Annotated in this window: 15 protein-coding genes, 2 tRNA genes and 1 pseudogene; 6 read left to right on the forward strand and 12 right to left on the reverse strand. The window is 68.1% G+C overall.

Going from position 1 to position 23,627, the window contains the following annotated elements; translation table 11 throughout:
• Nucleotides 1-5 precede the first annotated feature (5 nt).
• From H7J06_RS26070 to H7J06_RS26085, 4 genes are read right to left on the reverse strand one after another with little or no spacing between them, the layout of a single operon-like run.
• Nucleotides 6-806, reverse strand: a complete 801-nt coding sequence (locus H7J06_RS26070) for an ABC transporter permease (RefSeq protein WP_264042313.1) — start codon at nucleotides 804-806, stop codon at nucleotides 6-8.
• On the reverse strand, nucleotides 806-1,663 hold the full coding sequence (locus H7J06_RS26075; protein ID WP_372515413.1) for an ABC transporter permease: 858 nt from the start codon (nucleotides 1,661-1,663) through the stop codon (nucleotides 806-808). The genes H7J06_RS26070 and H7J06_RS26075 overlap by 1 nt, the downstream gene beginning before the upstream one ends.
• Nucleotides 1,642-2,847 carry an ABC transporter substrate-binding protein gene (locus tag H7J06_RS26080; protein WP_264042314.1) on the reverse strand — a complete coding sequence of 402 codons (1,206 nt, stop codon included), beginning with the start codon at nucleotides 2,845-2,847 and terminating at the stop codon, nucleotides 1,642-1,644. The genes H7J06_RS26075 and H7J06_RS26080 overlap by 22 nt, the downstream gene beginning before the upstream one ends.
• 29 nt (nucleotides 2,848-2,876) lie before the next feature.
• Nucleotides 2,877-3,929 carry an ABC transporter ATP-binding protein gene (locus tag H7J06_RS26085; RefSeq protein WP_264042315.1) on the reverse strand — a complete coding sequence of 351 codons (1,053 nt, stop codon included), beginning with the start codon at nucleotides 3,927-3,929 and terminating at the stop codon, nucleotides 2,877-2,879.
• Nucleotides 3,930-5,003: 1,074 nt separating this feature from the next.
• Between H7J06_RS26085 and H7J06_RS26090 the strand changes: the two genes are divergently transcribed.
• The 3 genes from H7J06_RS26090 (at nucleotide 5,004) to H7J06_RS26100 (ending at nucleotide 16,124) form a co-directional block, all read left to right on the forward strand.
• Nucleotides 5,004-14,240, forward strand: a complete 9,237-nt coding sequence (locus tag H7J06_RS26090; protein ID WP_264042316.1) for a type I polyketide synthase — start codon at nucleotides 5,004-5,006, stop codon at nucleotides 14,238-14,240.
• A 55-nt stretch (nucleotides 14,241-14,295) separates the two neighbouring features.
• Nucleotides 14,296-14,688, forward strand: coding sequence for a holo-ACP synthase AcpS (acpS, locus tag H7J06_RS26095; protein ID WP_079923263.1), 393 nt, complete (start codon nucleotides 14,296-14,298; stop codon nucleotides 14,686-14,688).
• A gap of 98 nt (nucleotides 14,689-14,786) precedes the next feature.
• A complete protein-coding gene (locus tag H7J06_RS26100) occupies nucleotides 14,787-16,124 on the forward strand; it encodes a dipeptidase (protein WP_264042317.1) in 1,338 nt (445 codons plus the stop codon).
• On the opposite strand, the gene bcp is transcribed toward H7J06_RS26100, so the two are convergent.
• Complete coding sequence (gene bcp / locus H7J06_RS26105) at nucleotides 16,121-16,594, reverse strand: thioredoxin-dependent thiol peroxidase (RefSeq protein WP_264042319.1); 474 nt, start codon at nucleotides 16,592-16,594, stop codon at nucleotides 16,121-16,123. The genes H7J06_RS26100 and bcp overlap by 4 nt on opposite strands.
• A 107-nt stretch (nucleotides 16,595-16,701) precedes the next feature.
• Between bcp and H7J06_RS26110 the strand changes: the two genes are divergently transcribed.
• Nucleotides 16,702-16,929, forward strand: coding sequence for a DUF3618 domain-containing protein (locus H7J06_RS26110; protein ID WP_264042320.1), 228 nt, complete (start codon nucleotides 16,702-16,704; stop codon nucleotides 16,927-16,929).
• A 6-nt stretch (nucleotides 16,930-16,935) separates the two neighbouring features.
• Here the strand turns inward: H7J06_RS26110 and H7J06_RS26115 are convergent, their stop codons facing one another.
• Both H7J06_RS26115 and H7J06_RS26120 read right to left on the reverse strand, forming a co-directional pair.
• Entirely contained in the window at nucleotides 16,936-17,106 is a 171-nt protein-coding gene (locus tag H7J06_RS26115) for a hypothetical protein (RefSeq protein WP_264042321.1), read from the reverse strand.
• A gap of 558 nt (nucleotides 17,107-17,664) precedes the next feature.
• A tRNA-Lys gene (locus H7J06_RS26120) sits at nucleotides 17,665-17,740 on the reverse strand.
• 159 nt (nucleotides 17,741-17,899) lie between these two features.
• Between H7J06_RS26120 and H7J06_RS26125 the strand changes: the two genes are divergently transcribed.
• Nucleotides 17,900-19,123 carry a L,D-transpeptidase gene (locus H7J06_RS26125; RefSeq protein WP_264042322.1) on the forward strand — a complete coding sequence of 408 codons (1,224 nt, stop codon included), beginning with the start codon at nucleotides 17,900-17,902 and terminating at the stop codon, nucleotides 19,121-19,123.
• Between the two features lie 40 nt (nucleotides 19,124-19,163).
• Here the strand turns inward: H7J06_RS26125 and H7J06_RS26130 are convergent, their stop codons facing one another.
• The 4 genes from H7J06_RS26130 to orn all read right to left on the reverse strand — a co-directional run bounded on the left by H7J06_RS26130 (nucleotide 19,164) and on the right by orn (nucleotide 21,847).
• Nucleotides 19,164-19,508, reverse strand: coding sequence for a hypothetical protein (locus tag H7J06_RS26130; protein ID WP_264042323.1), 345 nt, complete (start codon nucleotides 19,506-19,508; stop codon nucleotides 19,164-19,166).
• A complete protein-coding gene (locus H7J06_RS26135; RefSeq protein WP_264042324.1) occupies nucleotides 19,498-20,928 on the reverse strand; it encodes a phage exclusion protein Lit family protein in 1,431 nt (476 codons plus the stop codon). Before H7J06_RS26135 ends, H7J06_RS26130 begins: the two co-directional genes overlap by 11 nt.
• Nucleotides 20,929-21,083: 155 nt before the next feature.
• Nucleotides 21,084-21,159, reverse strand: a tRNA-His gene (locus H7J06_RS26140).
• A gap of 40 nt (nucleotides 21,160-21,199) precedes the next feature.
• The gene (gene orn / locus H7J06_RS26145; protein ID WP_264042325.1) at nucleotides 21,200-21,847 is read right to left on the reverse strand and encodes an oligoribonuclease; all 648 of its coding nucleotides are present in this window, start codon (nucleotides 21,845-21,847) and stop codon (nucleotides 21,200-21,202) included.
• A gap of 92 nt (nucleotides 21,848-21,939) precedes the next feature.
• Between orn and H7J06_RS26150 the strand changes: the two genes are divergently transcribed.
• Nucleotides 21,940-23,526, forward strand: coding sequence for a helicase HerA-like domain-containing protein (locus H7J06_RS26150; protein ID WP_264042327.1), 1,587 nt, complete (start codon nucleotides 21,940-21,942; stop codon nucleotides 23,524-23,526).
• On the opposite strand, the pseudogene H7J06_RS26155 reads toward H7J06_RS26150, so the two are convergent.
• Nucleotides 23,523-23,627 (reverse strand): annotated as a pseudogene (locus tag H7J06_RS26155) (IS481 family transposase); the annotation flags it as partial. The gene H7J06_RS26150 and the pseudogene H7J06_RS26155 sit on opposite strands and share 4 nt — an antisense overlap.

The raw sequence follows: 23,627 nt of genomic DNA on the forward strand, positions 1-23,627 counted from the left end.
TCCGGTCACACCCTGGTGGTGGCGGGGTCGCCGCCAAAGCGCTGGGCCAGCCACACCGGAATCACGGCCAGCACCGTGAGGGCCGCGGCGACGACGTTGATCACGGGAGCCTGGTTGGGGCGGAACAGGTTCCCGAAGATCCAGATGGGGAGCGTCTGTACGGCCGGCCCCGCCGTGAAGGTGGTCACCACGATCTCGTCGAAGCTCAGCGCGAAGGCGAGGATGGCGCCCGCCACCAGTGCGCCGCGCATCATCGGGAACGTCACGAAGCGGAACGTCTGCCACGACGACGCCCCGAGGTCGGCCGACGCATCCTCGAGATCGGTTCCGAGCCTGCGCAATCGGGCCTGGGTGTTGTTGAACACGATGACGATGCAGAAGGTGGCATGTCCGACGATCACGGTGGCGAGGCCGAGCGTCACCCCGAGCGCGGAGGTGAACGTGGCGTTGAGCGCGATGCCCGTGACGATGCCGGGCAGCGTGATCGGAAGGACGACGAGGAAGCTGATCGCGTTGCGGCCGAAGAACCGGTGCCGTTGCACGGCAAAGGCGATCATGGTGCCCAGCACCAAGGCGATCGCCGTGGCACCGAGTCCGACCAGCACGGAATTGGCCAGCGACGTCCACATCCCGTCGCTGTTCCAGGCGTCGGCCCACCAGCGCAGGGTGAAACCGCTCGGCGGGAAGGCGAAGGTGCGCGACGCGTTGAACGCGTTGACGACGACGAGAAGCAGTGGCGCATAGAGGAACACCAGCACCAGGACGGTCCACGCCCGGACCGCCGTGCGAGCTCCACCGGACAACATCAGACGTTCTCCAGGGCGCCGGTGCGTCGCATCGCGAGCAGGTACAGGATCACCGCGACCAGCGGGATGATCGACAGCGCCGCGGCCAGCGGCTGGTTGTTCGCCGTGACGAGCTGCCCGTAGATGATGTTGCCCAACATCTGGGTCTTGCCGCCGACGATGGTGACGGCGATGTAGTCACCGAGCGACAGGGAGAACGTGAAGATCGATCCGGCAGCGATGCCGGGAAACACCAACGGCGCGACCACCATTCGCAGGGTGGAGAAGTCCGATGCGCCCAGATCCGAGCTCGCGTCGACGAGGTGGTTCGGGACGCGCTCGAACGCCGCGAACACCGGGATGATCATGTACGGCAACCACAGATACGTCAGCGTGACGACCGTGGCCACCAGGCCGTACCCCGGGGTGTAGCCGGTGGCCCACGACATCGGGCCCTCCGGGGACAGCATGACGCGCCACGCATAGGCCTTGACGAGGTAGCTGGCCCACAGCGGAGTCGTGACGGCCACCACCAGGGCCAGTCTGGTGCGCGGTGAGGCGACCTTGGCCATGTACAAGCCCAGCGGCGCGGCCAGCACCGCGCACAGCACCGTGACCACCAGCGCCACGCCCACGGTGCGCACGGTCACCGTACGGAAGACCTCGTCGGACACCGCGCGGACGACGTTGTCGCCCGTCACGGTGTGCACCACCGCGCCGGTGAACGAGTTGGTGGTCCAGAAGGCCGAGACCAGCAGCACCGCCAGTGAACCGAGGTAGGCCACCACCAGCCAGGCCATGGGTGGCACCAGCAGGAAGGCCAGGGTCAGCCGGCCCCGGCGGTCCGGCTCCGTCGTCACCCCTTGATCTGCTGCCACTTGCTGACCCACTCGTCGTAGGCCGTGCAGTTGTCGCCGCTGCCGTCGACGCACTGCTTCTGCGGCGTCGTCCAGTAGTGGAGCTGGGACGCGTAGGACTCGTCGGTGGCGTGGTAGATCTCGCAGAAGTCCTTCTGCGAGGTGAAGTCGCACGCCTTGGTCTGCGCGGGTGCCTCACCGAAGTACTCGGCAACCTGGGCGTTCACCTTCGGCGAGGTGATCCAGTCCATCCACTTGTACATGCAGTTCGGGTGGGCGGCCTTCGCCGAGACCATCCAGGTGTCCGACCAACCCGTGGCGCCCTCCTTGGGCAGCACGGTGTTGACCTGCACCTTGTTCTCGGTGCCGATGGTGTTGGCGATCACTTGCCACGTGGTGCCGATCACCGACGTGTCCGACTCGAACGCCTGCACTTCCTTGGTGTAGTCCGACCAGTACTCGCCAACGTCCTCGCGCTGCTTGGTCAGCAGGTCGACGGCGGCGTCGAGCTGTTGGGAGGTCAGCGAGTACGGATCCTTGATGCCCAGCTCCGGCTTGGTCTTCATCAGGTACAGCGCCGCGTCGGCAATGTAGATCGGCGAGTCGTAGGCGGTGACCTTGCCCTTGTACTTGCCCGAGTCGGTGAACACCGCGCCCCACGAGTCGGGTGCGTCGGTGACGACGCCGACGTTGTACATCAACAGGTTCGCGCCCCAACCGTGTGGGACGCCGTACATCTGGCCGCCGACGGAGTTCCACGGCTTGTCCTTGAGGAAGCCGGAGATGGTCGAATAGTTGGGCACCAATGCGGTGTTCACCGGTGCGACGTCCCCGGCGTAGATCAGTCGCAGCGTGGCGTCACCCGAGGCGGAGACGCCGTCGTACTGACCGGTCCGCATCAGCTGCACCATTTCGTCGGAGGTGTTGCCGACCTTGACGTTGACCTTGCACCCGGACTGCTGCTCGAACGGCGTCACCCAGTCGACGGTCTTGTCGTTGGAGCCGTTCTCGGCGTAGCCGGCCCAGGCGATCAGGTTGAGTTGGCCCTCGCCGTTGCCCAGGGAGCCCGGCGCCTCCATCTTCGGCGGCGCGGTTCCGGCGTTCCCCCCGCCGGACTGGGAGCTGGAGCAGCCCGTGCTCGTGCCGACGACGAGGGTTGCGCACGCGGCCAAGGTGAAGCCGATCCGCAACGCGGTGAGTTTCATGGGTCTCCTCGAGGGTGTCGTGGGTGTGGTCAGTTCGAGAGATCGTGGACGGCGCCGTCGGGCCAGGCCAGGGTGATCGGGGTGCCGTGGCCCAGGTCGTCGGGTAGTGACGCCGCGGCGTTGAGCACCGTCGCGGTGAGCGTGACGCCCGGCGCCTCGCCGACTCGGGCGACGGCGGCCACCCGGGTGGTGGGCCCGGCGTAGATGATCTCGGCAACGGTGGCGTCGACGGCGCGGCTGCCGGGTGTCGGGGCCGTCCCGGTCGGCAGCACCGCGATGCGTTCGGGTCGCACGGCGAACAGGCCGCGCCGGCCGACGAGCGCCTCGGCGGCGTCGCCGTCGAGCACGTTGGAGGTGCCGACGAAGTCCGCCACGAACCGGTTGACCGGGTTCTCGTAGACGTCGCGAGCCTTGCCGATCTGCTCGATGCGGCCGTCGTTGAAGACCGCGAGCCGGTCGCACAGCGTCAGCGCCTCGTCCTGGTCGTGGGTCACGATGACGAAGGTGATGCCGACCTCGCGTTGAATCGCCTTGAGCTCGAGCTGCATTTGCTCACGGAGCTTGAGGTCGAGCGCACCGAGCGGTTCGTCGAGGAGCAAGACCTTGGGGCGACCCACCAGTGCGCGCGCCAGTGCGACGCGCTGGCGCTGCCCGCCCGAGAGCTGTGACGGCTTGCGTGGCCCGTAGTCGGCGAGGCGAACCATCTCGAGTGCCTCGGCCGCCCGGGTGCGCCGTTCCCCCTTCGGGACGCCGCGAACCCGCATCCCGTACTCGACGTTCTGCGCCACGGTCATGTGGGGGAAGAGGGCGTACTCCTGGAAGACGGTGTTGACGTCGCGGCGTCGGGCCGGCAGGGCGGTGACGTCGACGCCGCCGAGACGGATGGTGCCCGCGGTCGGCTGTTCGAAGCCGGCGATCATTCGCAGCACGGTGGTCTTGCCCGATCCCGACGGGCCGAGGATGGCGAACAGCTCGCCGTCCTCGACGGTCAGGTCGGCGCCCGCCACGGCCACGATCGAGTCACCGAACACCTTGCGAACGCCTGCCAATTCGATTTGGGGTTCGCCGGGGCCCGTTGGCATGGGCTGAATCGTATGGATTGGTCGGTCACGCCGCAGCGCAACGTATGGAATCCGCATCACATGCGTTCGTCGGCCGATGTATTCCGTCGTCGGGGCCGCCGGTGCCGACGGCGGCACGTGGAGCTCGGGCACGCCCAGTCTGCGTCCCGGGGCCCGCAACTCATACCAGAACGGGCGGACGTTCGTGGGTCGCCGGCGGTTCGCCGGGGCGGACGACGCCGACGCGGTCGACGACCGGGCCGGGTGGGTTCGACGTGCTCGGCTGGCTGGCAACCACGCGACGCGGCCTGCGATTGGTCGCGGCGCCGCGAGCCCGGCTGCTCGGTCGACGTCGTGTGGGACGTACGCCGTGGTGAGACCGGCCGTCGGGGGCGGCAAGGTGGTTGCGAGGCGCGCTCGTGGCGGCACCACCGCGACGTGTCGGAGGGGGTCGCCCCCGTCGCAGCGCACGTGGGCCGGGCCGAATGGGACGGGTGCTCGACGACCGGCGTCGGGGGCGGTCCCGCGGCGCGCCGACGTGTCCCGCGGCGGAGTGAGCCAAATGTTACCGATCAGTAAGGTTGTTCAGCAAACTAAATTTCGGCGTGGCAAACGCCGAATGGACATATACGGTGCCCGTGTCGAGCCGTTCACGAATCGGGACGCCTCGACGCGCAGCGCCAAATTCAACATAACGATTCGGTAACAATACTGCTTTGATCTGCGCTGTTATAGCTACTGAACCGTAACCACCCGCCAACAGGACGTTTGTCCCGGGAGCGACGCAGGCGGGTGTCGGCGCGTGTTACCCAACGCACGGTTACCCATGCGTAGAACTCGCCAGTAACCATTTTCGGGCCGAAACTAGGCCTAGCTCTTATGACACTCTTAGTACGGCTGACCCGACCGCCTGGGCGGCCCCAGAAACGACTTTGAGCCCGCCGGGAACGGACACCCGGCACGGAACCGCGGAACCCGCAGGGGCGCGGGCCTCACCGCCGAGGACGCAGTAGACGCACACCGTAACCGTGCAGCCCCGACACGTGCAGAACCAGAAGCGATACGCGCGAGAGCGCACCGAGGAGATGGCAAGACGTGACGATCAACGAACACGACCGAGTTACCACCGGACGCACGGGTGGTTCGCCGTCTACGTCCTCCGGCGCGCATGCGCTCGTCGACCTCCTCAACGCGGGTGAACCGTACGCCGTGGCCTTCGGTGGGCAGGGCGGCAACTGGCTGGAGAACCTCGAAGAACTCATCAGCTCCGCCGGCATCGAGTCCGAGCTGAGTGAGGTCATCGGTGAGGCCGCGCTGCTGCTGCAGCCCGTCGCCCGGGAACTGGTCGTGGTTCGCCCGATCGGCTTCGAGCCGATGCAGTGGGTGCGCGCGCTGGCCGCCGACGAGCCGCTGCCGACGGCCAAGCAGCTGACCACCGCCGCGATCTCCGGTCCCGGCATCCTGCTGACCCAGCTGGCCGCCATCCGGGCCTCGATGCGCCAGGGTCTCGACCTCTACGGCACCCCGCCGGTGGCCATGGCCGGACACAGCCAGGGCATCGTGGCGTGCGAAGCCCTCAAGGCCAAGGGCACGCGTGACGCCGAACTGCTCGCGATGCTGCAGCTGATCGGTGCGGCCGGCTCCCTGGTCTCCCGCCGGCGCGGGATGGTCGGCCGTGGCGACAAGTCGCCGATGGTGTCGGTGACCAACGTCGACCCTGCCCGCATCGCCGAGCTCCTCGAGGAGTTCTCCACCGACGTTCGCACCGTCCTGCCGCCCGTGCTGTCCATTCGCAACGGCAGGCGCTCGGTCGTCATCACCGGTACCCCGGAGCAGCTGTCCCGCTTCGAGCTGTACTGCAGCAAGATCACCGAGAAGGAAGAGGCGGAGCGCAAGAACAAGCTTCGCGGCGGCGCGGTCTTCAGCCCTGTCTTCCACGGCATCCAGGTCGAGGTCGGCTTCCACACGCCGCGACTGGCCGACGCGATCGACGTCGTCGACGGCTGGGGCGCCAAGCTTGCCATCGACTCCGAGCTGCTGCACTACTTCGCCAAGGCGATCTTCACCGACCCGTTCGACTGGGTCGACGAGGTGGAGCGCCTGCACGACTCGGGCGCCCGCTGGATCGTCGACCTCGGTCCCAGCGACACCATCACCCGCGTCACCGCGCCCGTCATCCGGGGACTCGGCGTCGGCATCGTGCCCGCGGCCACCAGGGCCGGGCAGCGCAACCTGTTCACCGTGGGGGCCGCCCCCGAGGTCGTCCCGGCGTGGTCGAGCTATGCGCCGTCGGTGATCTCGCTGCCGGACGGCTCGGTCAAGCTGTCCACCAAGTTCACCAGGCTCACGGGTCGCTCGCCGATGCTGTTGGCCGGCATGACGCCGACCACGGTCGACGCCAAGATCGTCGCCGCGGCCGCCAACGCCGGGCACTGGGCCGAGCTCGCCGGTGGCGGTCAGGTCACCGAACCCATCTTCGACCGGCGCGTCGCCGAGCTCACCGAGCTCCTCGAGCCGGGCCGCGCGGTCCAGTTCAACACCCTGTTCCTCGACCCGTACCTGTGGAAGCTGCAGGTGGGCGGAAAGCGGTTGGTACAGAAGGCCCGTCAGTCCGGTGCCCCCTTCGACGGCGTGGTCGTCAGCGCCGGCATCCCCGAGCTCGACGAGGCCGTCGCCATCATCGAGGAGCTCAACGAGGTCGGCATCGCCTACGTGTGCTTCAAGCCGGGCACCGTCGAGCAGATCAAGTCGGTCATCAAGATTGCCGCCGAGGTTCCCGACCGCGAGGTCATCGTCCACGTCGAGGGCGGCCGCGCCGGCGGGCACCACTCGTGGGAGGACCTCGACGACCTGCTGGTCTCCACCTACGGCGACCTCCGCAAGCTCTCCAACATCACGCTGTGCGTCGGTGGCGGCATCGGCACCCCCGAGCGGGCCGCCCAGTACCTGTCCGGCGAGTGGTCGCAGGCCTACGGCTTCCCGATCATGCCGGTCGACGGCATCCTCGTCGGCACCGCGACGATGGCCACGCTGGAGGCCACCACCTCGCCCGCGGTCAAGCAACTGCTGGTCGACACCACCGGCACCCCGCAGTGGGTCGGCGCAGGAAAGGCCCAGGGCGGCATGGCGTCCGGGCGCAGCCAGCTCGGCGCCGACATCCACGAGATCGACAACGCGGCGTCGCGCTGCGGCCGTCTGCTCGACGACGTCGCCGGCGACGTCGACGCCGTGGCCGAGCGCCGCGACGAGATCATCGCCGCGATGGCGCTGACCGCCAAGCCGTACTTCGGCGACGTGGCGGACATGACCTATCTGCAGTGGCTGCGACGCTACGTCGAGCTCGCCATCGGCGAGGGTGACAGCACCGCGGACACCAAGCGCCCCGAGTCGCCGTGGCTCGACGGCAGCTGGCGGGATCGCTTCGAGGCGATGCTCAAGCGCGCCGAGGCCCGTCTGCACCCGCAGGACTCCGGACCCATCGAGACCCTGTTCGCCGATGCGGAAGGTGAAGCGCTGCTGGAGGATCCGCAGCGCGCGCTGGCCGAACTGCAGTCGCGGTACCCCGACGCCGAAGACGTCAAGCTGCACCCGGCCGACGTGCCGTTCTTCACGACTCTCTGCAAGACGCTGGGCAAGCCGGTCAACTTCGTGCCGGTCATCGACAAGGACGTCCGGCGCTGGTGGCGCAGCGACTCGCTGTGGCAGGCGCACGACGCCCGCTACACCGCCGATCAGGTGTGCGTCATCCCCGGCACCGAAGCCGTCGTGGGCATCACCCGCGTCGACGAGCCCGTCGGCGAGCTGCTCGACCGGTTCGAGAAGGCCTCGGTCGACGAGGTGCTCGCCTCCGGCGCCGAGCCGACCCCGGTGGTGTCGCGCCGCCAGGCCCGTGCCGACGTGACCGGACCGCTTGCCGTCGTCCTCGACTCGCCCGACGTGCTGTGGGCGGGTCGCGCCGCGATCAACCCGGTGCACCGCATCGGTGCGCCAAATGAGTGGCAGGTCAACGAGAACCGCTCTGCCACGCATGCATCTACCGGTTCGCGCCTGGAGCTCGACGGCGAGAGCGTCAACCTGAGCGTGCCGCTGTCCGACATCTGGATCACCATCCGCTTCACGTTGCCGACCGCCACCGTCGACGGCGGCATGCCCGTCGTCACCACCGAGGACGCCTCGGACGCCATGCGCGCCGTGCTGTCCATCGCCGCGGGCGTCGACGGGGTGGACGCTCTGCCGCAGGTGACGGACGACAGCACCACGGTCACCGTCTCCTGGGATCCCGAGGAGGTCGCCGACCACACCGGCGTCACCGCGACCTTCGGTGCTCCGCTCGCGCCCGGGCTGACGCTCGTGCCCGACGCGCTCGTCGGCCGCTGCTGGCCCGCCGTGTTCTCCGTCATCGGCGCCGCGGTCACCGAGACCGGCTTCCCGGTCGTCGAAGGCCTGCTGAGCCTGGTGCACCTCGACCACGCCGCACACCTGTTGGCGCCCATGCCGACGACCAAGAGCGAATTGACCGTCACCGCAACGGCTTCCGCTGCGGTCGACACCGAGGTCGGTCGCGTCGTCCCGGTGTCGGTGACGATCCGCGACGCCGAGGGAACCGAACTGGCGACGCTCGAGGAGCGGTTCGCGATCCGCGGCCGCACCGGCGCCGTCGCGCTCACCGACCCGGCCCAGGCCGGTGGCGCGATCACCGACAACGCGACCGACACCCCGCGTCGTCGCCGTCGTGACGTGACCGTCACCGCGCCGACCGACATGAGTGCGTTCGCCGTAGTCTCCGGCGACCACAACCCGATCCACACCGACCGCGCCGCGGCACTGCTCGCCGGGCTGAAGTCGCCCATCGTGCACGGCATGTGGTTGTCGGCCGCCGCGCAGCACGTCGTCACCGCCACCGACGGCCGGGCCACCCCGCCGGCGCGCCTGGTCGGCTGGACCTCGCGCTTCCTCGGCATGGTGATGCCCGGCGACGAGATCGACTTCCGGGTCGACCGCGTCGGCATCGACCGCGGCGCCGAGATCATCGAGGTCACCGCGAAGGTCGGCACCGACCTGGTGATGTCGGCGACCGCCCAGCTGGCCGCGCCCAAGACGGTCTACGCCTTCCCGGGCCAGGGCATTCAGTCCAAGGGCATGGGCATGGAGGTCCGCGCCCGGTCCAAGGCTGCCCGCAAGGTGTGGGACACCGCCGACAAGTTCACCCGCGAGACGCTGGGGTTCTCGGTGCTGCACGTGGTGCGGGACAACCCGACCAGCCTGATTGCCAGCGGCGTGCACTACCACCACCCCGAGGGCGTGCTCTACCTGACGCAGTTCACCCAAGTGGCGATGGCCACCGTCGCCGCGGCCCAGGTCGCGGAGATGCGTGAGCAGGGTGCGTTCGTCGAGGGTGCGATCGCGTGCGGTCACTCCGTCGGCGAGTACACCGCACTGGCCTGCGTGTCCGGCGTGTACCCGCTCGAGGCGCTGCTCGAGGTGGTCTTCCACCGCGGCAGCAAGATGCACGACATCGTGCCGCGTGACGAGAACGGTCGGTCGAACTACCGGCTGGCCGCGATCCGCCCGAGCCAAATCGACCTCGACGACGACGACGTGACCGACTGGGTAGCCGAGATCAGCGAGCGCACAGGCGAATTCCTGCAGATCGTGAACTACAACCTGCGCGGTTCGCAGTACGCGATCGCCGGCACCGTGCGCGGTCTCGAGGTCCTCGAGGAAGAGGTCGACAAGCGTCGCGAGATCTCCGGCGGCAAGCGCTCGTTCATCCTGGTGCCCGGCATCGACGTGCCGTTCCACTCCGAGGTGTTGCGGGTCGGCGTCGCCGACTTCCGTCGTTCCCTGGAGCGGGTCATGCCGCGTGACGCGGACCCCGCGCTGCTGGTCGGCAAGTACATCCCCAACCTGGTGCCGCGGCCGTTCACCATGGACCGCGACTTCATCCAGGAGATCCGCGACCTGGTGCCCGCCGAGCCGCTCGACGAGATCCTCGCCGACTACGACACCTGGGTCACCGAGCGGCCGCGCGAGCTGTGCCGCAAGGTCGTCATCGAGCTGCTCGCATGGCAGTTCGCCAGCCCGGTGCGCTGGATCGAGACCCAGGACCTGCTGTTCATCGAGGAGGCCGCGGGCGGTCTCGGCATCGAGCGCTTCGTCGAGATCGGCGTCAAGAACGCGCCCACGGTCGCCGGCCTGGCCACCAACACGCTGAAGCTGCCGGAGTACTCGCACAACACCACCGAGGTGCTCAACACCGAGCGTGACGCCGCGGTGCTGTTCGCGACCGACACCGACCCGGAACCGGATCTGGAGGAGGACACCGCGCCTGCTGCTCCGGCCGCCGACTCGGCACCTGCCGCCGCTGCCCCCGCCGCACCCGCGGCGGCCCCGGCAGCGCCGTCGGGTGGTCCGCGTCCGGACGACATCGCCTTCGGCGCCGACGATGCGACCCTGTCGCTGATCGCGCTGTCGGCCAAGATGCACGTCGACCAGATCGAGCCGCTGGACTCCATCGAGTCGATCACCGACGGTGCGTCCTCACGACGCAACCAGCTGCTCGTCGACCTCGGTTCCGAGCTGAACCTCGGTGCCATCGACGGTGCGGCCGAAGCCGACCTGGCCGGTCTCAAGGCTCAGGTCACCAAGCTGGCTCGTACCTACAAGCCCTTCGGCCCCGTGCTGTCCGACGCCGTCAACGATCAGCTGCGCACGGTGCTCGGGCCCTCGGGCAAGCGCCCCGCCGCGATCGCCGAACGCGTCAAGAAGGATTGGGAACTGGGCGAGGGCTGGGTCAAGCACGTCACCATGGAATTGGTGCTGGGCACCCGCGAGGGCACCAGCGTCCGCGGCGGCAACCTCGGCCACCTGCACGACGGCGCACTGCCCGACGCGGCCACGGTGGACCGGGTCGTCGACGCGGCCGTCGCCGCCGTCGCCGCTCGCCGCGGCATCGCGGTGTCGCTGCCCTCCGCCGGTGGCGCCGGGGGAGGCGTCGTGGACTCCGCGGCGCTGACCGAGTTCGCCGAGAAGGTCACCGGCCGGGACGGCGTGTTGGCCTCGGCGGCCCGACTGATCCTCGGTCAGCTCGGCGTCGACGCCCCGGTGAACGTCGACGAGACGGTCAGCGACGCCGACCTGGTGGACCTGGTCACCGCCGAACTCGGTTCGGACTGGCCGCGTTTGGTCGCCCCGACGTTCGACGGTCGCAAGGCGGTGCTGTTCGACGACCGCTGGGCGAGTGCCCGCGAAGACCTGGCCCGGCTCTGGTTGACCAGCGAGGACGAGGTCGACGCGGACTGGTCGCGGCTCTCCGAGCGCTTCGAGGCCGCCGGTCACGTCGTCGCCAGCCAGGCCAGTTGGTGGCAGGGCAAGGCGCTGGCCGCGGGACGCAACGTCCACGCGTCGCTCTACGGCCGCGCGGCCGCCGGTGCGGAGAACCCCGGCACCGGTCGCTACAGCGACGAGATCGCCGTCGTCACGGGTGCCTCCAAGGGCTCCATCGCGGCGTCGATCGTGGCGCAGCTCCTCGACGGCGGTGCCTCGGTCATAGCGACCACCTCGAAGCTGGACGACGACCGGTTGTCCTTCTACAAGGAGCTCTACCGCGACCACGCGCGCTTCGGCGCGACGCTGTGGGTGATCCCCGCGAACATGGCCTCCTACAGCGACATCGACGCGCTCGTCAGCTGGATTGGCAGCGAGCAGTCCGAGAGCCTCGGGCCCAAGTCGATCCACCTCAAGGACGCCCTGACCCCGACGCTGCTGTTCCCGTTCGCGGCGCCGCGGGTGGCCGGCGACCTGTCCGAGGCAGGTGCGCGCTCGGAGATGGAGATGAAGGTCTTGCTGTGGGCCGTGCAGCGGCTCATCGGTGGGCTCTCGCACATCGGCTCCGAGCGTGACATCGCGTCCCGCCTGCACGTGGTGCTGCCGGGATCGCCGAACCGCGGCATGTTCGGTGGCGACGGTGCCTACGGTGAAGCCAAGTCCGCGTTGGACGCCCTGGTGACGCGCTGGAAGGCCGAGACCTCCTGGTCGCAGCGAGTGTCGTTGGCCCACGCCCTGATTGGCTGGACCAAGGGCACCGGGCTGATGGGTCACAACGACGCCATCGTCGGCGCGGTCGAAGAGGCCGGCGTGACGACGTACACGACCGAGCAGATGGCCGCCATGCTGCTCGACCTGTGCGACATCGAGTCCAAGGTGGCCGCGGCGCGCGCGCCGATCCACGCCGACCTGACCGGTGGGCTGGGCGAGATCGACATCGACATGGGCGAACTGGCCGCCAAGGCCCGTGAGGACATGGCGGCCGAGAGTGCCGCGAAGTCGTCCGACTCCGACGACGAGTCGGGCAGCATCAAGGCCCTTCCGTCGCCGCCGCGCGGATACGCCGCGGCGCCCCCGCCGGCGTGGGACGACCTCGACGTCGACCCCGCCGACATGGTCGTCATCGTCGGTGGCGCGGAGCTCGGACCGTACGGATCGTCGCGGACCCGCTTCGAGGCCGAGGTGTCCGGAGAGCTTTCCGCCGCAGGCGTTCTCGAGCTTGCCTGGACCACCGGTCTGGTCAAGTGGGAGGACGACCCGAAGCCGGGTTGGTACGACACCGCCTCGGGCGACCTGGTCGACGAGGGCGAGCTGGTGGAGCGCTACCACGACGTCGTCATCGAGCGGGTGGGCATCCGCGAGTTCGTGCCGGACGGTGTCATCGACGCCGATCTCTCTGCGCCGCTGCTGGTTTCGGTCTTCCTCGACAAGGACTTCACCTTCGCGGTGTCGTCCGAGGCCGATGCCCGTGCGTTCGTCGGGTTCGACCCGGAGCACACCGTCATCGCACCGGTCCCCGGCAGCGGTGACTGGCAGGTCACCCGCAAGGCGGGCACCGAGATTCGGGTGCCCCGCAAGGTGAAGCTATCGCGGACCGTGGGCGCTCAGATCCCGACCGGGTTCGATCCCACCGTCTACGGCGTCAGCCAGGACATGGTGAACTCGATCGACCGGCTGGCGCTGTGGAACCTCGTCACGACCGTCGACGCGTTCCTGTCCTCGGGCTTCACGCCGACCGAGTTGATGCGGTGGGTGCACCCGAGCCTGGTGGCCAGCACGCAGGGCACCGGCATGGGCGGCATGACGTCGATGCAGACCATGTACCACGGCAACCTGCTGGGCAAGAACAAGCCGAACGACATCCTGCAGGAGGTCCTGCCGAACGTCATGGCGGGCCACGTCGTGCAGTCCTACATCGGCAGCTACGGCGCGATGATCCACCCCGTCGGCGCGTGCGCCACGACCGCGGTGTCGGTCGAGGAGGGCGTGGACAAGATCCGGCTCGGCAAGGCCGAGTTCGTGGTCGCGGGTGGTTACGACGACCTGACGCTGGAAGCCATCATCGGCTTCGGAGACATGTCCGCCACGGCGGACACCGAGGCCATGCGGGCCAAGGGCATCAGCGACGCCAGGTTCTCCCGCGGCAACGACCGGCGTCGCCTCGGCTTCGTCGAGGGCCAGGGTGGCGGAACGATTCTGCTGGCCCGCGGCGATCTCGCCCTGGAGATGGGGCTGCCCGTGCTGGCGGTCGTCGGCTACGTGTCCTCGTTCGGCGACGGCGTGCACACGTCGATCCCCGCACCGGGTCTCGGCGCCCTCGGCGCCGGGCGCGGCGGCAAGCAGTCCGAGCTGGCCAGGTCACTGGCGAAGCTCGGGGTGAGTGCCGACGACATCGCGGTGATCTCCAAGCACGACACGTCGACGCTGGCCAACGATCCCAACGAGACCGAGTTGCACGAACGGCTCGCCGCGGCAATGGGGCGCTCACCGGGCAACCCGTTGTTCATCGTCAGCCAGAAGAGCCTCACCGGCCACTCCAAGGGCGGAGCGGCGGCGTTCCAGATCATGGGCATGTGCCAGATGCTGCGCGACGGGGTCATCCCGCCGAACCGGAGTCTGGATTGCGTCGACGAGGAGATGGCGCACGCCTCGCACTTCGTGTGGGTGCGCGAAACCCTGGACATGGCAGGCGAATTCCCGCTGAAGGCGGGTCTGATCACCAGCCTGGGCTTCGGGCACGTGTCGGGTCTGGTGGCGCTGGTTCACCCGCAGGCCTTCCTGGCTGCGCTGAGCCCGGAGCAGCGGGAGGACTACCAGGCGCGGGCCAACGGCCGTGTGCTGGAAGGCCAGCGGCGGTTGGCGTCGGCGATCGCCGGCGGGCCCGTAATGTACGAGAAGCCGGCCGATCGTCGCTTCAACCACGATTCACCGGAGAAGCGTCAGGAAGCGAACATGCTGCTCGATCCCGAGTCGCGCCTCGGCAAGGATGGTTGGTATGGGGCGTGAGGCCGTGCGGGAGGCTGCTGAGGACTCACTGCTGGGCTCGGCTAGCGTTCCTGGCATGAGCATCGTCGGGGTCGGCATCGACCTGGTCTCCATCTCGGAATTCGCCGAACAGGTCGACCAGCCGGGCACGGTGTTCGCCGAGACGTTCACTCCCGGTGAGCGGCGTGACGCCGCCGACAAGAGTTCGTCGGCGGCGCGGCACCTGGCGGCCCGGTGGGCGGCCAAGGAGGCCGTGATCAAGGCCTGGTCGGGGTCGCGGTTCTCCAAGCGGCCCGTGCTGCCCGAGGACATCCACCGCGACATCGAGGTGGTCACCGACATGTGGGGTCGGCCGAAGGTGCGGTTGTCCGGCGACATCGCCGAGCACCTCAAGGACATCACCATCCACGTGTCGCTGACCCACGACGGCGACACCGCCGCCGCGGTGGCGATTCTGGAGTCCGCCTAACCCTCTCCCGCGACCAGACGCAAAGGGCCCTCATTCGCTGAGAATGAGGGCCCTTTGCGTCTGCTCGCGCACGGGGGTGGGGCACTACGCTCGGTGCCATGAGCGATATCGTCTCCCGCGTCCAGTCGGTGCTGCCCTCGGTGCGTGCCGACCTCGAAGCCCTGGTCCGCATCGAGTCGGTCTGGGCCGACCACGGTCGCCGCGACGAGGTGCACCGCACGGCCGAAATGGTGTCGAAGCTGTTGTCGGAAGCGGGTTTCGACGACGTCCGCACGGTCAGTGAGGGCGGCGCCCCTGCGGTCATCGCCCGTCGACCGGCGCCCGAGGGTGCTCCGACGGTCCTGCTGTACGCCCACCACGACGTGCAACCCGAGGGCGACGCGTCCCAGTGGGCGTCGGCGCCGTTTGAACCCACCGAGCGCGACGGTCGGCTCTACGGCCGCGGCACCGCCGACGACAAGGCAGGCATCGCCACCCACCTCGCGGCCATCCGCGCCTTCGGCGGCGACCTGCCGGTGGGCGTCACCGTGTTCGTCGAGGGGGAGGAGGAGTCGGGATCGCCGTCCCTGGGCGCGCTGTTGGGTGCCCACCGGGATCTGCTGGCCGCCGACGTCATCGTCATCGCCGACTCGATGAACTGGACCACCGAGATCCCCTCGCTCACGGTGTCGCTGCGCGGCCTGGCCGACTGCGTCGTCGAGGTGGCCACGCTGGACCACGGTCTTCACTCGGGAATGTGGGGCGGCGTGGTGCCCGACGCGCTGAGCGCTCTGGTGCGCCTGCTGGCCAGCCTGCACGACGATGACGGGAACGTCGCGGTCGAGGGACTCTACGAGGGCTCGGCGGCCGACGTGGAGTACCTGCCGGAGCAGGTGCGCCACGAAACCGGGATGCTCGACGGCGTCACCGAGATCGGGACCGGTTCGGTCGCCGAGCGGCTGTGGGCCAAGCCGGCGATCACGGTCATCGGCGTCGACGCCACGTCGATCGCGAAGTCGTCGAACACCTTGATTCCCAGCGCCCGCGCCAAGGTCAGCATGCGCGTCGCCCCCGGAGGTGACGCCCGGCGCCACCTCGAGGCGCTGACCCGCCACCTCGAACGGCATGCGCCGTGGGGTGCCCGGGTGACCGTCACTCCGGGCGACATGGGCCAGCCCTACGCGATCGACGCGACGGGCCCGGTCTACGACGCCGCCCGCGCGGCCTTCCGACAGGCCTGGGGCACCGACCCCGTCGACATGGGTGTCGGCGGGTCGATCCCGTTCATCGCCGAGTTCGCGGCGGCGTTTCCCGACGCCGAGATCCTCGTGACGGGTGTGGAGGATCCGGACACGCAGGCGCACAGCATCGACGAAAGTCTCGATCTCGGCGTGCTCGAGCGGGCGGCGACCTCGGAGGCGCTGCTGCTCGAGGCGCTTGGTGCGCTAGACCGCTAGACCGCGAGGTCGCGGCGCAGCTTGGCGACGTGGCCGGTGGCCTTCACGTTGTACTGGGCGACCTCGATCTTGCCCTGCTCGTCGACGACGAACGTCGACCGGATGACGCCCTGAACGGTCTTGCCGTACATGGACTTCTCGCCGAAGGCACCCCACGCGGTGAGCACCGTGCGGTCCGGATCGGACAGCAGCGGGAACGTCAGCCCCTCGGCGTCGCGGAACTTGGCGAGCTTGGCCGGCTTGTCGGGGGAGATTCCGACGACGTCGAGACCTGCCTCGTTCAACTCGGCCAGGCTGTCGCGAAAGTCGCACGCCTGCTTGGTGCAGCCGGGCGTGGAGGCGGCGGGGTAGAAGTACACGACGACCTTGCGCCCCGCGAAGTCAGCGAGCGCGACGGTGTTGCCGTCGGCGTCGGTCAGGCTGAAGGCGGGGGCGGTGTCGCCCACCGTGAGGCGAGGGGTGGGTGGCATCTGTCAACGTCCTTACTGTCGGCCGGTGCGCGACTGCGGTTGTAGGGAAGTCGCGTGGCTGCTCTAGGGTAATTCCCCAAGACCGCACCGCAATTGAAGGGGCTGACGTGGCCGACCGGGATCCCGACAAGATCAAACAGGACATCGACGTGGCGCGCGAACAACTCGCCCACACCGTGGACGCCCTCGCCGAGCGGGCGAACCCGGCTCGGATCGCCGACGACGTCAAGACCGGCGTGGTGCAGTTCGCGAAGAAGCCCGCGGTCGCGATGACGCTGGCGGCACTCGGCACCATCGTCGTGGTGCTGACCATCCGGCGGATCACCAACCGCTGAGCAGCGTCAGCGACGGCGGAAGCGGCCGAAGCGGAAGAGATCCAGGAACGAGAATCCGGGTGGGTTGGCGGTAAGCCCCAGCCTGGTGCACGTGTAGACCACGACGACCCGGTCCTCGCCGTCGTCCGCCTCGACGGCCGACGAGGCGATGGGCGGGGCCGCACCTGCGGTCGACATCAGCTAAGACCTCAAATCTTTCTCGGGAATCGGGACGGTTGCCCGTTCATCCGGATGTAGCTAATCCGATGGTAGCAGGTGTACCCGGTGTGGCGTCGATCGTAACCAGCCCATTTTCGCTGGTGGAAGCTTTCGATACGACGAGTTTCGTTACCGGCGGCCGCAGCGATTGGTCGACGGGTCGCGATTCCAGCACACGACTGACGCACATCTTCGATATCGTGCAGTTAATCTTCTTTTGCGTTGGTCGCTATCGGAACGCATCGTTGGCGCCATCAAATTGCGCGCCGGCGCGCCGCGCATACAGCCCGGTCGGTGGGCTGACCTGGCGATCAGCGGGTTCGGCCGGTCCCGCCTGACCAATCGCATTCGGCGGTGTTGGGCAGAAAGTCGGTGCCGGCAATGGGGATCGCCATTTCACCGTGGACGTCCCCAAGGTGCCGAAATTGGGTGACCGGATTCCCATTCATGGGAACGTCACCGTTGGTGGCTCCGCGGACGGGCGGGCCCCGACGTGCCCCAGAAACCAAGAAATCGGGCCGTTGCCGACCCGATTCGTGGTGCGCCGTCAGGGTTTCGAACCCCGGACCCGCTGATTAAGAGTCAGCTGCTCTACCAACTGAGCTAACGGCGCGCGTGGAAGACGATAACAGTCTGGGCGGCCTTGGGTGAAATCCGGTCGGTCGACGTGTCGGGGCCGGGTGCGACGACCGCCCCCGTGTCGTCGGCCTCCCTTAGACTGCTGGCAGTTAGGTGGGAAAACCTCGTGAATCGGTTCGGAAGGTGTATGAGCATGTGGCAGGCCCAATCGGCGACCCGCCCGCGTCGGATGCGTAGTTGGTTGGCCGCCGTCGTGATGGTGCCGGCCGTCGTCCTCGGCGTCAGCGCGTGCAACGGCACGCCTACGCCGCCGCCGCAGCCTCAGACCATCGAGGACAAGGGCACGCCCTTTGGCGACCTCCTGGTGCCCAAGCTCACCGCGTCGGTGACCGACGGAGCGGTCGGCGTGACGGTCGACTCACCCGTCACGGTCAGCGCGGAGGACGGCGTCCTCGGCTCGGTCACGATGACCAACGAGGCGGGCTCGACGGTCGCGGGCCGGCTCAGCCCCGACGGTCTGCGGTGGATGACCACCGAGCCCCTCGGCTACAACAAGAAGTACCGGTTGAGCGCGCAGTCGTTGGGGCTCGGCGGCGTGACGAGCCGTTCGATGACCTTCCAGACGCACTCGCCAGAAAACCTCACGCGGCCGTATCTGCTGCCCAACGACGGTGACGTCGTCGGGGTCGGCCAGCCCGTCGCCATTCGGTTCGACGAGAACGTTCCGAACCGGCTCGCCGCGGAGAAGGCCATCACGGTCACCACCAATCCTCCGGTCGAGGGTGCGTTCTACTGGCTGAGCAACCGCGAGGTGCGGTGGCGCCCGGAGGCGTACTGGAAGCCGGGGACCGCGGTCGACGTGGCGGTGAACACCTACGGCGTGGATCTGGGCGACGGGCTGTTCGGTCAGGAGAACGTCAAGACCCACTTCACGATCGGCGACGAGGTGATCGCCACCGCCGACGACAGCACCAAGACGCTGACGGTTCGCCGCAACGGCGAGGTCGTCAAGACCATGCCGATTTCGATGGGCAAGAGCAGCACCCCGACCAACAACGGCACCTACATCATCGGTGACCGGCTGTCGCACATGGTGATGGACTCCTCGACCTACGGCGTGCCGTCGAACTCTCCGAACGGTTACCGCACGGAGGTCGACTACGCCACGCAGATGTCCTACAGCGGCATCTACGTCCACGCCGCGCCGTGGTCGGTCGGCAGTCAGGGTTACAGCAACGTGAGCCACGGCTGCCTCAACGTCAGCACCAGCAATGCGAAGTGGTTCTACGAGAACACCAAGCGCGGGGACCTCGTCCTGGTCACCAACACCGTGGGCAGCGTGCTGCCCGGCACCGACGGCCTCGGCGACTGGAACGTGCCGTGGGACCAGTGGAAGGCCGGCAACGCGAACGTGTAGAAGGTGAGACTACGACGGAGCCGTTCCATCGTTCTGATGCTCACTCTGCGCACAGGGTCGCTACGCCTCGACGGAGAATGATTGCGGCAATCGTCAGTGCGAGAAGCTGGTTGTTGCCGGTCAGTGGGAGCGTGAGGGCGGCGACGTCGACGAGGTCTCCCGGGAACTCACCGCTGAGTTCCTTGGCGATCACGGTGCCGCAAATGGCCTGTCGCCATTGGTCGATGCGATCTTCGAACCACTGCTGTCCAAAGCGGCGATATTCGTCGTCGTCCTGTGCCCCGGCGCCCAGGGTCTCGCCGAGTAGTTCGGCTCCTAGAGTGGCGTACAGCTCCCGTTCGTTGCGCCCATCGAGCCGTCCGATGAGTGCGCTGTCATGAATCATGCTGACGATCCTCGCTATTGGTGATCAGTGGTGCGACAAGATGAGCAAGGCAAAAGGCTGCCGATCGTGGACCAAGCCCTTGCTTGCGTTGTCGGCCTCCGAGCGCCTCTGAGTCGAGGAGAGCCTCGACGAGAGCGTGGTAGGACAAGGGCAGGTTTCGATCGAGAACGGCCGCGGGTTGACGAAGCCCGAGTGCATCCACTGCGGCTTCTTCGTCCTCGCGGGCGAGGTGCTCCAGTGCGCGGGCGATAGCGGACAAGTCTGTCTCGGCCATTTCTTCGCGCACATCGTCGGGAGCGTCGGGGTCGGTCATACCCTCGATGTACCGCCACGCACGTTGCGGGGTGTATCCGGTGATCATGTCCATTCCGCGGATGAGGGTGAAGTAGTTGGCGCGGTGGTGCCGAGTGTCGAACTCAGGGCGTTCGAGCATCGCCGTCCAATAGTGCTCGGGCAGTGGCGTGGCTACGTCGAGTCCTCGGCTCACCATTTCGATCAAACCCCAGTAGCTAGCGACGACGGTCCGCATCGGTGTGGGGTACGTAGCGGCGATGCGGTCGAGTCGGACCGTGAAGGCGGGGTGAGTTTCCGGGGTTCGGACGAACATGGGATTGGTACTGATGGCGATGGCGCAGTGCGCGATCGTAGCAACGATCCCGGTGATGTTCGCGGCCTTCTTGCCACCGCCAAAGAGTCTGGTGCAGACGGGGTAGGCGAAGTCGTCCGCGGCTAACTCGTTGTGACGCTGGGTCTCGGCGTCCTTCGGTTGGCGCGTGTGTTCGAGTGCGACGTGGCCAAGCTCGTGGGCGAGGATGTAGAACAGTGCCCAAGCGCCCAGGCCGCGCTCGGTGTCGTTCATCGCCGTACGCCCGTCGACGTGGGTTGAGACCTTGGCCGACGACGCCCAAAGGCGTTGGTGCACGATGTAATAACGCAGAGCCGCGGCTCCGCCAAGGATCAGCGGGTCTGACTCGGCCAACTGAGTGCTTTGACGCGCCTGGGTAGCACGCCGCACGGTGGATGTCAGCCGAGTGCGGCCCTTCGACTTGCTCCACGCAGAGGTCAGTGCGCCCAGGAGGTCGACGAGGGTCATCATGGCGTCGGAGATCATGATCAGGTGTGAGCCGTCTGGGAAGGATCGAGTGGAGGCGGTCGTGGTGTCGGTCTCCACCGTGACCGTCTCGATCATCGAGGCCTCGATATGAGGCACGTGTTCGAGCACTCCGTCGATCATTTCTCTCAGCGCGCGCTCGTTGATTTCCTGAAGGGCGTCAGGGCTGTCGAGGTCGACGTCCGCCAACTCCTCTGGCTTCAAGGACGGCATTTCGCGGAGCTTGTCGCGGCCGAGCTCGGTTGACCTCAGCAGTGCCATCGTTCGTCGTCGCTCGGACAGCAGAATGTGTCGGGCGCGCGCCGCCATGGACTCCAAATCCCAACTCCCCTGATGTCGGTCCGGGTAAGTGTGCCGGATGGGGCGCGTGGGAGCGCAGCGAACCGCTCATACCTCGACGCGTTATTAGCGAGCGGGTACACAAACCAGAAGGTCGGAGGGCGTAGAACGCCCTCCGACTCCGTTGGGGTGACTGACGGGACTCGAACCCGCGACACCCAGGATCACAACCTGGTGCTCTACCAACTGAACTACAGCCACCATGTCCGCCTTGCCCGAAGGCGCCGCGGTGTTGACGATCTTAGCCGGTCGGGTGGCCCGTGTCCGAATCGGTTGGCCGCGCGTCGCCGGTGGGGGGCCCGAGTTCGGCCGCGACCGCGGCGATGTCGCTGGTCGACGGGCCGGGAGCGGGCACGAAGGCGGTGCTGCGGTAGTACTTCAACTCGCGAATCGACTCGTGGATGTCGGCGAGCGCGCGGTGCGCGAGACCCTTCTCCGGCTGCCCGAAGTAGATGCGCGGGTACCAGCGGCGGCACAGCTCCTTGATGGAGCTGACGTCGATCATGCGGTAGTGCAGGAAGTCGTCCAACGCCGGCATGTCGCGGGCGATGAAGCCGCGGTCGGTGCCGATCGAGTTGCCGGCCAACGGTGCGGTGTTGGGTTGCTTGACGTGCTTGCGGATGTAGTCCAGCACCATCGCCTCGGCTTCTGCCACGTCGACGGTGGACGCGCGCACCTCTTCGGTGAGCCCCGACTTGCGGTGCATCGTCGCCACCACGTCGACCATGCCGTCCAGCGCCTCGTCGTCGGCGTGGATGACGACGTCGAGGCCCTCGCCGAGAAGGTTGAGCTCGCCGTCGGTCACCAGGACCGCGATTTCGATGAGACGGTCGGACTTGAGGTCGAGCCCGGTCATCTCGCAGTCGATCCACACCAATTCGTCACGCACAGCGGTCAACAGTATTCGCCCAGCCCGACACTGGTTGCCCAGGCCCGCCCAGAGCCGGTCCTGCGCCGTCGTCGGCCAGTAGTCTCGCCCGCATGACCGAAGACGCGACCACCTCCCCCGCACGGCGCATCGCCGCTGGTTACGCCGTCGACGGGCTCGCGCTCGAACTTGGCTCGGTGGTGGTGAAGGGCCCGGACGGCCTGGTGGCGGACCCCGGTGCGCAGGTCCGGATCCCGCTGGCCACCGTCAACCGGCACGGTCTGGTTGCCGGGGCAACGGGCACCGGCAAGACCAAGTCGTTGCAGCTCATGGCCGAACAACTGTCGGCGGCCGGGGTGCCGGTGGTGATGGCCGACGTCAAGGGTGACCTCTCGGGGCTGTCCCGCCCCGGCGCGCCGGGGGACAAGGTCACCCAGCGGGCGGCCGACACCGGCGACGGCTGGGCGCCGACGGCCTTTCCGGTGGAGTTCCTGTCGTTGGGCACCTCCGGGGTCGGGGTGCCGGTGCGGGCCACCATCAGTAGCTTCGGTCCGATTCTGCTGTCGAAGGTGTTGGGGCTCAACACAACTCAGGAGTCGACGCTCGGGCTGATCTTCCACTGGGCCGACCAGAAGGGGCTGCTGCTCGACGATCTCAAGGATCTGCGCGGGGTCATCCAGGCGCTGACCAGCGACGAGGGCAAGGCCGAACTGAAGGCGCTCGGTGCGGTCTCGCCCGCCACCGCGGGGGTCATCCTGCGCGCGCTGGTCAACCTCGAGGCCGAGGGCGGCGACACCTTCTTCGGGTTGCCCGAGTTGGCGACCGAAGACCTGATCCGTCTCGACGCCCAGGGCCGGGGTGTCATCACGCTGCTGGAGCTCGGCGCGCAGGCGGCCAGGCCGCAGCTCTTCTCGACGTTCCTGATGTGGGTGCTCGCCGATTTGTTCACCACGTTGCCCGAGGTCGGCGACGTCGACAAGCCGAAGCTGGTGTTCTTCTTCGACGAGGCGCATCTGTTGTTCGACGACGCGTCGAAGGCGTTCCTCCAGCAGGTCGAGCAGACCGTGAAGCTCATCCGCTCCAAGGGCGTCGGCGTGTTCTTCTGCACCCAGTTGCCCACCGACGTGCCCAACGACGTGTTGTCTCAGCTCGGTGCCCGCGTGCAGCACGCGCTGCGCGCGTTCACTCCGGACGACCAGAAGGCGTTGTCGAAGACGGTCCGCACCTACCCGAAGACCGACGTCTACGACCTCGAGGAGGCGCTGACGTCGCTGGGAACCGGCGAGGCGATCGTCACCGTGCTCTCGGAGAGCGGTGCGCCGACCCCCGTGGCGTGGACCAGGATGCGGGCCCCGCGGTCGTTGATGGACACGATCGGCAACGACGCGATCGCCGCGGCCGCGAAGGCCTCGCCGCTGCAGGCCACCTACGGGCAGACCGACGATCGCCCGTCGGCCTTCGAGATGCTGGCCGCCAAGGCCGCGCAGGAGGCGCCGCCCCCGCCGCAGGCGGCCCCGGCGCCGTCGCTGCCCCCGCCGGTGTCCGACGCGCCTGACCCCGAACCGCAGGCCCCCAGCATGGTCCAGGAGGTGCTGCAGAGCTCGGCGTTCAAGAGCTTTCTGCGATCGGCGGCGAGCGCGGCAGGCCGCGAGATCACCCGCAGCGTCTTCGGCACCAGCACCCGCCGCCGCAGGCGCTAGTTGTTCTTCGCAGGCAGGTTGTGAACGGTGAGGCGTTCTATGGGTGACTTGCCGCCGATGCCGGTGTGGGGTCTGTGGTGATTGTAGAGATGAACCCAGGC

This window comes from Mycolicibacterium hodleri (assembly GCF_025822245.1).
Lineage (GTDB): Bacteria > Actinomycetota > Actinomycetes > Mycobacteriales > Mycobacteriaceae > Mycobacterium > Mycobacterium hodleri.

Coding starts and splice junctions, on each gene's coding strand:
- acpS (WP_079923263.1), top strand. CDS start 14,296: ATGAGCATCGTCGGGGTCGGCATCGACCTGGTCTCCATCTCGGAATTC.
- H7J06_RS26130 (WP_264042323.1), bottom strand. CDS start 19,508: ATGATTCATGACAGCGCACTCATCGGACGGCTCGATGGGCGCAACGAA.
- H7J06_RS26115 (WP_264042321.1), bottom strand. CDS start 17,106: ATGTCGACCGCAGGTGCGGCCCCGCCCATCGCCTCGTCGGCCGTCGAG.
- H7J06_RS26125 (WP_264042322.1), top strand. CDS start 17,900: ATGTGGCAGGCCCAATCGGCGACCCGCCCGCGTCGGATGCGTAGTTGG.
- H7J06_RS26070 (WP_264042313.1), bottom strand. CDS start 806: ATGTTGTCCGGTGGAGCTCGCACGGCGGTCCGGGCGTGGACCGTCCTG.
- H7J06_RS26100 (WP_264042317.1), top strand. CDS start 14,787: ATGAGCGATATCGTCTCCCGCGTCCAGTCGGTGCTGCCCTCGGTGCGT.
- H7J06_RS26085 (WP_264042315.1), bottom strand. CDS start 3,929: ATGCCAACGGGCCCCGGCGAACCCCAAATCGAATTGGCAGGCGTTCGC.
- H7J06_RS26150 (WP_264042327.1), top strand. CDS start 21,940: ATGACCGAAGACGCGACCACCTCCCCCGCACGGCGCATCGCCGCTGGT.
- H7J06_RS26080 (WP_264042314.1), bottom strand. CDS start 2,847: ATGAAACTCACCGCGTTGCGGATCGGCTTCACCTTGGCCGCGTGCGCA.
- bcp (WP_264042319.1), bottom strand. CDS start 16,594: ATGCCACCCACCCCTCGCCTCACGGTGGGCGACACCGCCCCCGCCTTC.
- H7J06_RS26135 (WP_264042324.1), bottom strand. CDS start 20,928: ATGGCGGCGCGCGCCCGACACATTCTGCTGTCCGAGCGACGACGAACG.